The 11,925-nt window shown below is 63.0% G+C and carries 9 protein-coding genes; 4 read left to right on the top strand and 5 right to left on the bottom strand.

What is annotated here, in order from left to right:
* Positions 1–250 precede the first annotated feature (250 nt).
* Together Pla111_RS11495 and Pla111_RS11490 are read right to left on the bottom strand one after the other, a co-directional pair.
* Positions 251–961: a HEAT repeat domain-containing protein gene (locus Pla111_RS11495; RefSeq protein WP_146574474.1), complete on the bottom strand. Its 711-nt coding sequence runs from the start codon at positions 959–961 to the stop codon at positions 251–253.
* A gap of 303 nt (positions 962–1,264) precedes the next feature.
* The gene (locus tag Pla111_RS11490; RefSeq protein ID WP_146574472.1) at positions 1,265–1,624 is read right to left on the bottom strand and encodes a hypothetical protein; all 360 of its coding nucleotides are present in this window, start codon (positions 1,622–1,624) and stop codon (positions 1,265–1,267) included.
* 439 nt (positions 1,625–2,063) lie between these two features.
* Between Pla111_RS11490 and Pla111_RS11485 the strand changes: the two genes are divergently transcribed.
* The 4 genes from Pla111_RS11485 (at position 2,064) to Pla111_RS11470 (ending at position 8,976) form a co-directional block, all read left to right on the top strand.
* Positions 2,064–3,746 carry an ABC transporter permease gene (locus tag Pla111_RS11485; RefSeq protein ID WP_146574471.1) on the top strand — a complete coding sequence of 561 codons (1,683 nt, stop codon included), beginning with the start codon at positions 2,064–2,066 and terminating at the stop codon, positions 3,744–3,746.
* A gap of 63 nt (positions 3,747–3,809) precedes the next feature.
* Complete coding sequence (locus Pla111_RS11480; protein ID WP_146574470.1) at positions 3,810–6,422, top strand: hypothetical protein; 2,613 nt, start codon at positions 3,810–3,812, stop codon at positions 6,420–6,422.
* Between the two features lie 41 nt (positions 6,423–6,463).
* Complete coding sequence (locus Pla111_RS11475; protein WP_146574469.1) at positions 6,464–7,390, top strand: ABC transporter ATP-binding protein; 927 nt, start codon at positions 6,464–6,466, stop codon at positions 7,388–7,390.
* 203 nt (positions 7,391–7,593) lie between these two features.
* Positions 7,594–8,976: a PAS domain-containing protein gene (locus Pla111_RS11470; protein ID WP_146574467.1), complete on the top strand. Its 1,383-nt coding sequence runs from the start codon at positions 7,594–7,596 to the stop codon at positions 8,974–8,976.
* Between the two features lie 89 nt (positions 8,977–9,065).
* Here the strand turns inward: Pla111_RS11470 and Pla111_RS11465 are convergent, their stop codons facing one another.
* From Pla111_RS11465 to Pla111_RS11455, 3 genes are all read right to left on the bottom strand, one after another.
* A complete protein-coding gene (locus Pla111_RS11465) occupies positions 9,066–10,031 on the bottom strand; it encodes a DNA-3-methyladenine glycosylase family protein (RefSeq protein WP_197524971.1) in 966 nt (321 codons plus the stop codon).
* 78 nt (positions 10,032–10,109) lie between these two features.
* Positions 10,110–10,808, bottom strand: a complete 699-nt coding sequence (locus tag Pla111_RS11460; protein ID WP_146574463.1) for a PEP-CTERM sorting domain-containing protein — start codon at positions 10,806–10,808, stop codon at positions 10,110–10,112.
* A gap of 290 nt (positions 10,809–11,098) precedes the next feature.
* Positions 11,099–11,635: a hypothetical protein gene (locus Pla111_RS11455; RefSeq protein WP_146574461.1), complete on the bottom strand. Its 537-nt coding sequence runs from the start codon at positions 11,633–11,635 to the stop codon at positions 11,099–11,101.
* Positions 11,636–11,925 lie beyond the last annotated feature (290 nt).

The raw sequence follows: 11,925 nt of genomic DNA, 5'->3' as shown, positions 1-11,925 counted from the left end.
TCGCCTGCTCACGTCCTTGTGATAGCAACGCAAGCATTCCCTCACCGCACGAGACGAGCCTCATGCGTCACCACTATGCAAGGTATCGGGCCCTATCGTCCGAGGGTTGAGACCAACGGTCAGGAGCCTCTTAGCGAACTTTTTTACGAGCTTCTCAAATTACGATCGGCTCGCATTGATCAAAGAAGAGCGAGCTAGAGGCGGCTTCTGCGCGGAGCTTGGCAGCGGGCGGGGTTTTGATCGGAGCAGACTATTTCGGCAACCAACCGAAGGTACGCTCGGCGACCTCGATAGCGGGTTCGCCGCTGCCGGCAGCCGTAGTTGGTGCCGACTGCTTCCTGGCCAGCGCGATGTAGTCAGCCACATTGCCGCCCAGGTCCTTACCGCTGACCCGGCGCATCGATTGAACCCCCACGAGCTGCATGGCGGGATCAGAATCCTCGAGCGCCGCTAGCAGTGCTTGCTGGGCAATCGGATCCTTCTGTTCACCTAGCGCCTGCACAGCGGCGATGCGGACGTCGAAATCCGCGTCTTGCTTGGCGACCGCAGCAAGCGCAGCCGCCCCGGCGGGAGTGGGCCGCTCGGCGAGCATACGACAGCAAGCCTGTCGAACATGTGAGTCTTCGTCTTGCAGACCGGCAATCGGCGTTTTGGCTGCCAGCGGCGTCTTGAACTGTGTGGTGGTCTCGATAATCGCTTGACGGATCATCGGGTTGGGTTCGCTCCCGAGCTGCCGAACCAGATCCACAACCATCTTCTCACTCGCCCCGGTATCCATCGATGGGGCACCTTCGGCGAGCGCGCGCAACTCCTTGACACGCTCAGCCGGGGTGGTGATCGAAGTGAGCTCGGGCCGGTAGAAGGGGTTGAGCCCCGCCATGCGGGGTCCGCCGGACTGACAGCCGGTGGCGGTGCTCAAGATGAGCGTCGTCAATAACGCTTTAGGAAGCATTCGAGCCATCGGACGCCCGGTGTTGGCCTGATCGTTGCCGTTAATCGGTTGCAGAGGCGCGCACCTACGCAGCGCGCGTCGCCCCAAGACGGGAGCGAACCGTAGCAACCGGCTAGAGACCGTGCCACGCCAATCGTGAGCGCGTGCTAGCAGCCGCTGGCAACAGGCCAGCCGGTTTAGAGCGGCCCGCAGCAGATCGAGCCTTCTCGGGAGACGGGGCCCGCCAGAGAACGGGCTCGCCGGAGAAGTGGGTCGTTGGAGACTCGCTAGGTAGCTAGCGAAGGGGGGGCGTGCGCTTTCGGCACCGCTGATTCAACGATGGTCCAGGTACTTGCCGCACCCCGGGCACCTTGCAAACCACATTGGTACCGATTGGCCGCAGCTGCACTTACTGGTGTGGCGGATGACCGACGAGCCGAGCAGGCTTCCGCTCGTTGAAGCGTTGGAGGGGAGGTCGTCGTCAAGCACCGAACTCGACGACGGGTCGGTGCTGATCTGGCGAGCGCGTACCTCATCGGCAACCGTGCTGCGGAAGGCGCGTTCCGATTCCTCGGAATCGAGCGCGGGCACACGCACCACGCTCTCGCAGTAGGGACACAGTCCCTTCTTGCCGGCGTACTTGCTCTTCACTTTGAAGTGGTGCCCCTTGGGGCAATCAACACGGATCCCCATCGTCGCCATTCCTACACGGTATGCGCGATCGAGCTTTCCGGGGACTCTATCCCTGGTGCTTGAATGCGCGAGACTCGGGTGCCTCTTCCCGACCCGTACGACTTGAATAGCTTTGAGCGGAACGTTTCAGCAAGCATAAACCGGTTGGGCTTGGGCTGCTGGTCAGATAAGCGTCAAGAAAAAGTTGGGCGGTATGCCAGACAGGTTTTTTGCAAGCCCCGTCCCGCCTAGAGCACCGCCCCAAAAACATCCCGAAAGTCTGATGAACTGAGCGAGAAAGATTGAGAGAAGCTAGCCCCGCTAATCGGCGAGGCCTAGGTGTACATTAGCCCAACTGACAGGGCTTTGGCAAGAAATGTCTTGCGGAAGTGACCAACGCGGCACTTCGTGCCGATTTAGGCCGCCTGCGAAGGCCTCGCCGGCTGAGTAAAGTAACGCCATGCAACGCAAAGACCGGAACGAGGCTACGCCGGTCTTTGGGGGAATTCTGCTGCTTCTGATTGGCCTGGCTGCTGTGATCGCCTCCGGCGACCGCGTGCGAGGTCTGTTGCTGGCGACTTTTGGCATCGCGGGCCCGGCGGCGCTGTTGGCAGTGGCCGTTGGAACGCCACTGGGCGGACTGCTCGCCAAAACAAACCTTCCGGGCCGCCGGGCGGTAATGACGTTGCTGGTCACGCTGCTCGTGATCCCGCCGCACGTGCACGCCGCCGCTTGGCAGTCGGTAATGGGATTCGTCCCGGGGGCAACGATCCTTGCCACCCCCGCTTCGCCGTCGTGGACGCTGCTGGAAGGCTGGCGCGGGACGGTCCTGCTGCACGCGATTGTCGGCATCCCCTGGGCCGCCTTGCTCGCGGCCGTGGCTTTTGCGGGCATCGACCCACAACGCGAAGAGCAGGCTCGGCTCGAGGCGTCGTCTTGGCGGGTGCTGACCCGAGTGTCGCTGCCGGCCGCGATGCCCGGCGTGCTGGCCGCTGGGGTGCTCGTGGCGGTGTTGGTCTCGGCTGAGATCGCGATTACCGACTTGATGCGTGTGAGGACCTTTGCCGAGGAGGTTTACACCCAGGCATCGCTCGGTGCCTTCGACCCCTCCAGTACGCCGGCGATTGGGGCCACCGGTGCGACGGGCTTGCCGGAGCTTCTCGGTGGCGCGGTGGTGCTTGCCGTGATCGCCGCGGGGGCGTTCTTGGTGCTGGGGGCGTCTGTCAAGCGAGTCGCAACGGACCGCGGTGAGAAGGCGTGGCGGTTTTCGCTCGGCAAGCGCTGGTGCGATCCGCGCCGGCTAGCGGCGCAGCTGTTGCTCGCGATGAGCGTTGCGTTCTTGGCCGGGGCACCGCTGGTGGGGTTGGCATATCAGGCCGGGCTGACAACGCTCGCGGACGGGGAAGGGGGCTATCGGAGCGTGTGGTCGATGTCTGCTGCTGCCCAAGAGATTGCTGGGGCTCCCTGGACTCATCGACGAGAGCTGGTGGTGTCCGTGGGCCTGGCGGTGGGGGTCTCGCTGGCAGTGACCGCTGCTGCAACGTTGCTTGTGGGCTTGTCGCGGGGCCGAGTGCAACTTGTGCTGATCGCTTTGGCGGCGCTTTTGATCGCAACGCCGGGGCCGCTGCTTGCGCTGGGTATCATACGGTGTTTAACCCCGCCCCCGACCGCTTGGTGGGCACCATGCGGATGGCTGTACGGTGGTTGGTTTCCGGCATGGCTTGGGCAGGTGCTGAAGTTCTTGCCGCTATCCGCTGTGCTGCTCACGCCCCTTGCAACCGCCATGTCGGGCAGTGTGGCCTCCGCGGCACGACTCGACGGTGCGGGTCGGCTCAACACGCTGTGGCGTGTCGTGCTTCCCGGTCATCGCCGGCAAATCGCCGCTTGTTGGGTCATGATGTTTGCCCTGTCGATAAGTGAGCTGGCGACAACAGCGCTGCTGGTTCCTCCCGGGGCCCCGCCCGTTTCCGTGCGGCTGCTCTCGCTGCTTCACTATGGTGTGGAGGAGCGCGTCGCCGCGTTGTCGCTCTGCCTGGCTGCCGGGGCGGGTCTCCTTGCCTGGACGGCGCTGCGGCTCGCTATGCCGAACAGGTTCAATTTGCTGGGCCAGAGCCCCGCAGCCCCTAGCGATCCGATAAACTAGCTGCTCAAGCGACTCTCGTTTTCAGCCTCCCGCCGACTGAAACCCGCGGCCGATTCGCCATCTATGCTCCACCGCTTGTTCAATCTTCCGAACGACTCGCCGGAGCCGGGGAGAGGCCCGAAGTTTCGGGGGCTGCGTGCTGCGGCGATCGTCCTGTTGAGCATGACGGTTTGGACGGCACCCGGCTGCCGCTGCACGCCCGAGACACCGCAAGAAAAAATAGAACGCGAGGCCCGCGAAGCCGCCGAAGTGGCAAAGCGGCAAGAAGAAGAGCTCGCCAAGGCCGCCATCCGGCTGCCGCTCTCGAGCGTGCTGCCTGCCGCGCCGGGTGAGGCGACGCTCTCGGCGAAGCTGGGCCATTGGAACGAGGTGGCTCAGCCGCTCGTGGCGAACGCTACCGATTTTGATGGACAGCTCTCCCACGTTGTTACCAACAAAGAGGGCCAGCCGCTGCTGCTGGATCGCACGCCGTTCGCGGTCGAGTCGTTGCGGCCGTTAGTGGTGGCACAGAAGTCGAGCAAGACATCGCGGACGCCCGTTTATTTCCCCCCGGTCGGCGGTCCGCAGAAGTTACGAACCGTGGTCCGCGATCGCACGAGTGGCGTGATCTATGCCGACCCGCTTACCGAAACCCGTCAACTTCTCGACCATCAGTACCAGATCTTGGTGCTCGCCGCTGAGCCGAGCCGCTACGCGTTCTTGGATGGACTGACGAGCGTCAGCGGGGCGCTGCCGCAGAGCATCGACCTGTCTGACGCAAAACAGGGAGCCTCAACACTGCCGGCCGCTCGCAACTATCGGGTCGTTGCCCCCGAAGTCGTCAAGGACAGCCCCACCGCTCCGCTGCTGCCGGAAACTCCGCTTGCGTGGACTTCCATTGCCTATGTCTTCTGGGACGGAGTCGATCCTGAGGCGCTCACGCCCGAGCAGCGCGACGCCCTGATCGACTGGATCCACTGGGGCGGCCAGCTGATTGTGAACGGCCCCAACTCGGTTGATTTGTTACGGGGCAGCTATCTCGAACCCTTGCTGGGCGTTACGGGCGGTGCCGCCCGGCGGATCACCCAGCAGGAACTCGACGCGGTGGAGAGCACTTGGCGCACCGCGGTGCGTCAAAAGCCGCAGCTGACTTTGGGCAAGAACGGTTGGTCGGGCATCGTGCTCGATCCGTCGCCCCGCACGTTCTCGTTGCCCGGACTTGAAAGCTTGCTTTACGAACGGCGTGTCGGACGTGGCCGGGTTGTCACCTCGGCTCTGCAGCTCGCCGAACCCGGTCTGCTCGCGTGGTCGGACGGGGTCGAGAATCTCTACAACGGTGCCGTGCTCCGCCGTCCCGGCAGGCTTTTTATCACCGACCCGGGCTCGGGATCCACGAAGACGATCGCCAAGTGGGCCAAAGGTGATCCGATCGCGCTGGATCCGCTGAGGAACACCGCCGTGCGGATGTTTGTCCGCGACACGCATGCCGATGCAGGACAATTAATTCCGCCGCTCATCGACGAGACCGACGGCAACCAAACGGTAACGATCGACGGCATGCTCAGTTCGTTCCAGCGGCTCGTTCCACCGCCCGTCCGCGGGGGCGCTGGTGCCTGGTCGGACGATAACCAGACGGCCAGCAGCGCACGCGATGTGCTGCGACGCTCGTCAGGCGTTTCCGTGCCAACATCGGCTTTCGTGCTGGGCTGCCTAGGCTTTTACCTGTTGGTGCTTGTGCCGCTCAATTGGGGCTTCTTCTACGCTGTCGGACGCCTCGAGCTAGCCTGGGTCGCCGCTCCGATCATTGCGCTGGTCGCCGCGGTGCTGGTGGTGCAGCAAGCGCAACTCGATATCGGCTTTGTCCGCGCTCAGACCGAGATCGCGGTACTCGAGACCCAGCCCGACGCTCCGCGCGGGATCTTAACGCGTTTCAGTGCGTTGTACACGTCGTTATCGACGTCCTACGATCTCGAGTTCGATTCGCCGACGGCGATTGCCGCACCCTTCGCGCGGCTTGCCGCCGAGGAGGCCGATCAGCAATCCGCGCGCGGAGGAGCATTGCTTACCGGCGAGGCGGCTACCGTGTCTTTCGAGCGGCTAGAAAAGGCGCGGCTCCGCGGGCTGGGGGTTTCTTCTGCCTCGACCGAGTTTGTGCGTAGCGAAGAGATGCTCGACCTTACGGCCGCGAGTTACTCGGGCCTCGCGGGGGGCGTTGTCCTTGGCGAGTCGCTGACCGGCGTTGCCCGGCTTGAGAACCGAACCAAGTGGCCGATGGCCGATGTGGCGCTGGTCCGGCGTCGCGACGGCGTAGAGGGGGCACCGGAGCTCGAGGGTTGCTGGATCGGTTCGCTGCCGGCGGGCGAGACGTCGCCGATCGCTTATGTGCCGATCGCGACCCTGCCGAAACGAGCGGTCTTTCGATCCGAGCGTGATGATGCCAGGGCAGCGGCAAGCGTTGATCTGGCGGAGCTTGATCTAGAACCCCTCTTTGCGATTGCCCTCGATCCTCAGCATTTCGAGCCGGGGGAGTCACGCGTCGTTGCCCGGATCGACGGTGTACGCGCGGGGCTAACCATCACCCCCGCCGCTTCGCAGCAACGGGGAGCCACGCTGTTGGTAGCCCATCTGGCGTATGGCCCGCTTCCAGCTCCTGCGGCCGACAAGAACCCCCCCGGCAAGCGTCGTACTAGCCCGTAATATCTTTCTGCTTTGCAGCTACTTCGTTCCGCGCGATTCCGATGATCGATATCAAGAACTTTGGGAAGGCCTATGGCGATTTTATCGCCGTAGAGAATCTCTCGTTGAAGATCGAGAAGGGGGAACTATTTGGGTTTATCGGGCCCAACGGAGCCGGCAAGAGCACCACCATTCGTTTCCTCGCCACGTTGCTCCGTGCCACGCACGGCACCGCGACCGTCAACGGCCACAGCGTGGTCGAGGATCCGATCGCCGTCCGCCGCAGCATCGGCTACATGCCGGACATGTTCGGCGTGTACGACGGCATGCGGGTCTGGGAGTTCCTGGATTTTTTCTCCGTCGCGTACGAGGTGCCGCGCGCAAACCGCAAGGCGATCATCGGCGATGTGCTTGAACTGCTCGACCTGACTCACAAGCGTGACGACTACGTCAATGGTTTGTCGCGGGGGATGAAGCAGCGGCTGTGCCTGGCGAAGACGCTCGTGCACGATCCACCGGTGCTGATCTTGGATGAACCAGCGAGCGGTCTGGACCCGCGTGCCCGGCTGGAAGTGAAGGCGTTGCTGAAAGAGCTCCGCAGCATGGGCAAGACGATCCTCATCTCGAGCCACATCCTTACGGAACTGGCCGACGTTTGCACCAGCATCGGCATCATCGAGCGCGGCAAGCTGCTGCTGCACGGACCGATCGATAAGGTCTATCGCAAGATCCAGTCCAACAAGCAGCTTGAAGTGCGTTTCGCCACCGCACCTGAGGCGGGGGTGAGCCTGCTGCGGAGCGATCCGCTGGTGAAGAACCTGCAAGCGGTCGGGCGGAGAGCGGTGTTCGAGTACCACGGCGACGACGCCGCGGCGCAGCGTCTGCTGCGATCTTTGATGGCCCCCGAGATCGGGCTAGTCTCGTTCGCGGACAAAGAACCGACCCTCGAAGACGTTTTCATGATGGTCACCAAAGGGCTGGTGACCTGAACGACTCGGGACGAAGGTGGGGCCAGAGAGGCACCCTTCTTTTCGGACCGACCGTCATAAGCGGCAGATTGTTCTATGTGGCAAACGGTCACAGAGAGATACATGTCGCGTGAAGCGACTAACGTTTGCATGAACGCTTGCTGAGAAAATGCTCGGCTCCGGCACCAAACGCTCTCCCACGCCACGATCAGACTCAGTTTGCTATGTCTACTGACCGCGTAATCCCCATCGACCAACCGCGCCCTTTTGGTCGCGAAGAGCTCTTCTTTTCGCTCACCGATCCGAAGGGCAAGATCCGCTACGGCAACGAGGTCTTCACGCGTGTTTCAGGCTATCCAGAAGAGCAACTGGTCGGTGCGCCGCACAGCGTTATTCGCCATCCGGATATGCCACGCTGTGTTTTCCAGCTTCTTTGGGACACGATTAAAGCGGGCCAGACGATCGCGGCCTACGTGAAAAACATGGCGGCCGATGGCACCTACTACTGGGTGCTCGCGACCGTCTTTCCTTGCCCCGGCGGCTATCTGTCGGTGCGACTCAATCCTTCGTCGCCACTTTTTGATCCGGCACGAGAACTGTACGCCGAGGCGCTCACCTGCCAACGAGAGCACGAATTGCAGCGGGGTCGTTCTGAGGCGATGGCGGTCTCGGGCCAACAGCTTCTCGATCGGCTGGCAGAACTGGGGTTCGCTAGCTACGCCGACTTCATGCGGGAAGCGCTCGTTGAAGAGCTCCGGTCGCGCGCGGGTCTTCCGCCTCGTGAGCAAGACAAGGAATATCGCCCCGATCACGACACGGGCCTTGTCCTGCTCGGGCAAACCTCGCGCCGAGTCGTTGAGACGCTGCACGAATTGTTCGCGTCGCTGGAGGTATTTAGTCGGCTTAACGCGAAGCTATCAGAAAAGCAGAGCACGATGAGCGAACTCGGTCCGTCGCTTGCATTCCTTGCGCTTAATGCGCATGTCGCTTCGTCGCGGATGGGCTCAGAAGGTGCTGTCCTCTCAGTGGTTTCCCGTGAACTAAGCTTGCACGCGAAGCTTGCCGACCAGCGCTTGGTCGAGCTCATGCAGAAGATCGAACCACTGTGCAAGGCGGCACGCGAACTCGCCTTCAACGTCGCCGTAGCCCAACTCGAATCCGAAGTCTTTGTGGCCTACGCACGAGAGCTAGACACGGAGTCGCTTCGTGAAGAATCGACCTTTACGGCCTTAAACACCCTGCAAGGCGATCTCTCCGATCGGTGTTGTACAGCGATGGCAGGGTTGAGTGTTCTCGCGAGCGATCTCAGTCGGGTGCAGCAGATCGCTAACGATCTGATCGGGCATGTCGGGCAGATGAAAGTGACACAACTTAACGGCAAGATAGAGATTGCCGGCCGTCGCGACGCAGCCGGCTTCATCGGGATTTTTGAAGACGTCGCGACAATCGTGGCCGAAGCTCGCGGCGATTGCGACGCAATTGTCGACGCCCGCGCGAGCATCGCTGGACTCTTAGAACTTGAAAAGCGCCTAACGGCGGAGCTCGCCGACGTCGCCAGTGCCACCAATACGCTCAGCATGCCGCTGCTTGAGGGCGCGACCTGCTGAAAACGAGGCTTCCTGTCCGGCAGCTCAATGGCGGATGGCCCTGAAACGCTAAACGCCGGTTATCGAGTTTGCTCCGGCATCCGCAGGCTTTATCGAAAGCGATCGCGTTGACTTGCGCGGCGGGGGCCACGGCGTGGTGGTGGCGGGGTTCCCAAGATCAGCAGCGAAAGCACGCGGTAGCGGTGTGGCGCATAGGGCGCAAGCAGCTGTTGCATCTCGTCGTCGTCGCTCCGTTCTTTGCCGGTGAAGAAATAGGCCACGTGGTGCGGATGGCCATAGTCGCCCAGCACCAGGGCGTCGGCATCCCCGAGGCCGGCACCGCGCAGATACCCCACCGTCCAGGGCCCCACGCCGGGCTGCCGCAGCAGATGCTCGCATAGCCGCTCACGCGCCGCGGGATCGGCACCCGATTCCCATAGTCGTTCGAGGGCGGCCGCCTGCTTTGCCAGCGTGAGGATCACGCGTGCGTGCTTCGGCAGGATGTCGCATTCCATCAACTGATACACGGCAAGCCCGGCGAGCGTTTCGGCGGTGGGCGCATAGTAGAGCCCGCCCGAATGAGGGACTTCTTCGCCGTAGCGATGCACCAGCAACCGCCAGCCGCGGCAGGCGTCGCGGAACTGGATCAGCTGCTGCAGCACGATCTGCACCAACCGATCGAAGACCGCCGGCAGGCGCGGTAGACGCAGCCCCGCCAGTTCGTCGGCAATCCGCCCGAGGCGTCCCTCGGGCGCGAAGCCGGTGAGATCGTCCTCCAAGCCGAACAGGCCCGGCAGCAACGGTTCAATCCACTCGGCGGCGGAGCCCGTGACTACCACGCGGAGGGTTTCACCGCTGCGCGTCGCGGCGAGCGCGACCGGACCCCTCGGGGTGTTGAGCGTGAGCTGCCCCTGCGTTTCGTTGTGCCTTAGGCACGGATTGCCCCGGCCCATGGTGAGCAGGCTGAGGGTTTGTCCCAGGTGATAGTCACCAGTGACAGGCAGGGTTATCTCGTGGTGAGGCACGCGGATGATCGTGTCGTAATGCGGCAGATCGATCAAGCGCCGGATCGCCAAACGACCAACGCCACGCCCCGCGAGGCGGGACGTGGCGTTGGCGAAAGAGGGCGATCAGCCAACAAGGCTGTTGGGCGATCAGCGACGGCGCGTCGCCAACACACCACCAACACAGGCGAGGCCGGCCAGCAGCGTGGTCGCCGGTTCGGGAACGATGACCACCGAGATGCTCGCGGTGTAAGCCGGTGCCGGAACCAGGTCGCTGCGCGGTGTCAGGCTCAGGTCGAAGGTTTGCGTGCCGGTCGCGAACGGATCGACTCCCGAAGCGAAGAAGCCCGGGTTGAGCGACGTCTGGAACAGCTGCAGACCGCTGAGCGTGCCGGCCGGGAGTGAGCCCGCAAACTCCAGAGCTGCTTGCAGGTCGGGGGTCGTGTGATTCGGGACGGTCGTCGCGAGCGAAACCACAAAGTCGCCGAAGGTGAGGCCCGAGCCGCGTAGGTCGATGTGGATGTCGTAGTTCCAGGTCGAAAGACCCGGCGTCGATTCACCGGCGAGGGCCGTATAAACCGGACCGACATTGTCGAGCGGCGTGGGGCTGAACCGCTCGATCGCCCGGAGACCGATCTGGATGTTCGGCAGCGCGGCATCGGCGACGATTGTGAAGTTGCCGTTCACTTGGCCACTGCCGCCGATCGGCTGAATGATGCCCGGCACGAAAATGGTGCTGCTGGACCATTCGCTGGCGTTGGCATCGAACGATGTCGTGGGAACCGCGATCGCGGTCGAGACAAAACAAGCCGCGCCCAGCGTGAGCGCAGCGATTCGTGTGATAGTCATTAGACTCCTCCTAAAAAAACAGGGTGCAAATACGGAATCGGAGGGGGGAGCGACGCGGCGCTTCCGGCGGCCACGCAGTTCACAACGGCAACGCACAAAACGCTCGCGAACAGCCGATCAGCACAGGTTCAGAAGGAACCCCCGGGGGAGCCGATCACCTTGCGGTCGCGATGCGTCAGCGGAATCAACCACTGCCGTGAGCTCCCAGCATAGACAGGGGAGCCCGTGATTATAAGTCGCTGAAAAACGCGCTTTTGCGTTCCGTAGTGACGCCTTTTTGTCCGCTCGGGTCAAACCAGCAGGGGGCCACCGTCGGTGGCTTCCCAGGCTTTGCGGACCTCGCCCAGCCCGTAGACACAAAGCTCGAACTCATCGGAGAGCCGTTCCAGGACATCGCTCGAAGCGAGTTCGAGTTCCACCGGTATGCGGCTCGCAACGGCGTAGCTGCGTTTGCCCAGCTCACGGTAATTGAGCAGGGCATCTTTGCCGCCCGTTTTTCTCAGGCGTTCGGCCGCTTCGGGAAAGACCCCGGTCCAGAAGAGCGTGAAGTCGCCGATATGCCGATGCAGCGTGCGCTTTGCTTGGCCGCGTCGCGCCTCGGCCTCGGCCAGCATGTCGGCCACTTGGGTGAGACGTTCGCCCCGAACGCTCCGCACGCTGTACAGGCTGTCGGTCGACAAGAACCGCGTGAGCATTTCGGTGACGTAATCAACCAGCGGGGGATCCACGACACCCAGCTCGACCATAAAGGCCTGCTCAGTGACGCCCGCCAAGAAGCGGCGGGCCGCGGACGCGTTGCGATCTTCCTGCGAACGATCGTCTTGCATCGGGTCGCTCTCCGGTCTCTGCCCCACACGCTCGTGGAGAGAGAGCCCGGCGGCTCGTTGGCGGTCGTTCACAAGGGACGACCGCCACGCCGTCGGGGCGCTCCCCGCGTGGCGTGCTGTCGAAGTGGTTTGTCGGGCAGAGCAGCGGTTTGCGCCCCGCACGATCCTTCCTGTATTCTACTTCGCGGTTTCGGGCGAGCCCAATAACCGACCAAAGTTATCGGCTTGCCGGGCGGTTTAAGGTGAGCCGTTCTGACCGCGGATTGCGCAGGTCTTCTCGCGATGTCTAC

It is taken from the genome of Botrimarina hoheduenensis (assembly GCF_007859815.1).
In the GTDB taxonomy this organism is placed as follows: Bacteria; Planctomycetota; Planctomycetia; order Pirellulales; family Lacipirellulaceae; genus Botrimarina; species Botrimarina hoheduenensis.
Note: the sequence above shows the minus strand (reverse complement) of the source record. Positions and strands in the feature narration are given on the sequence as shown.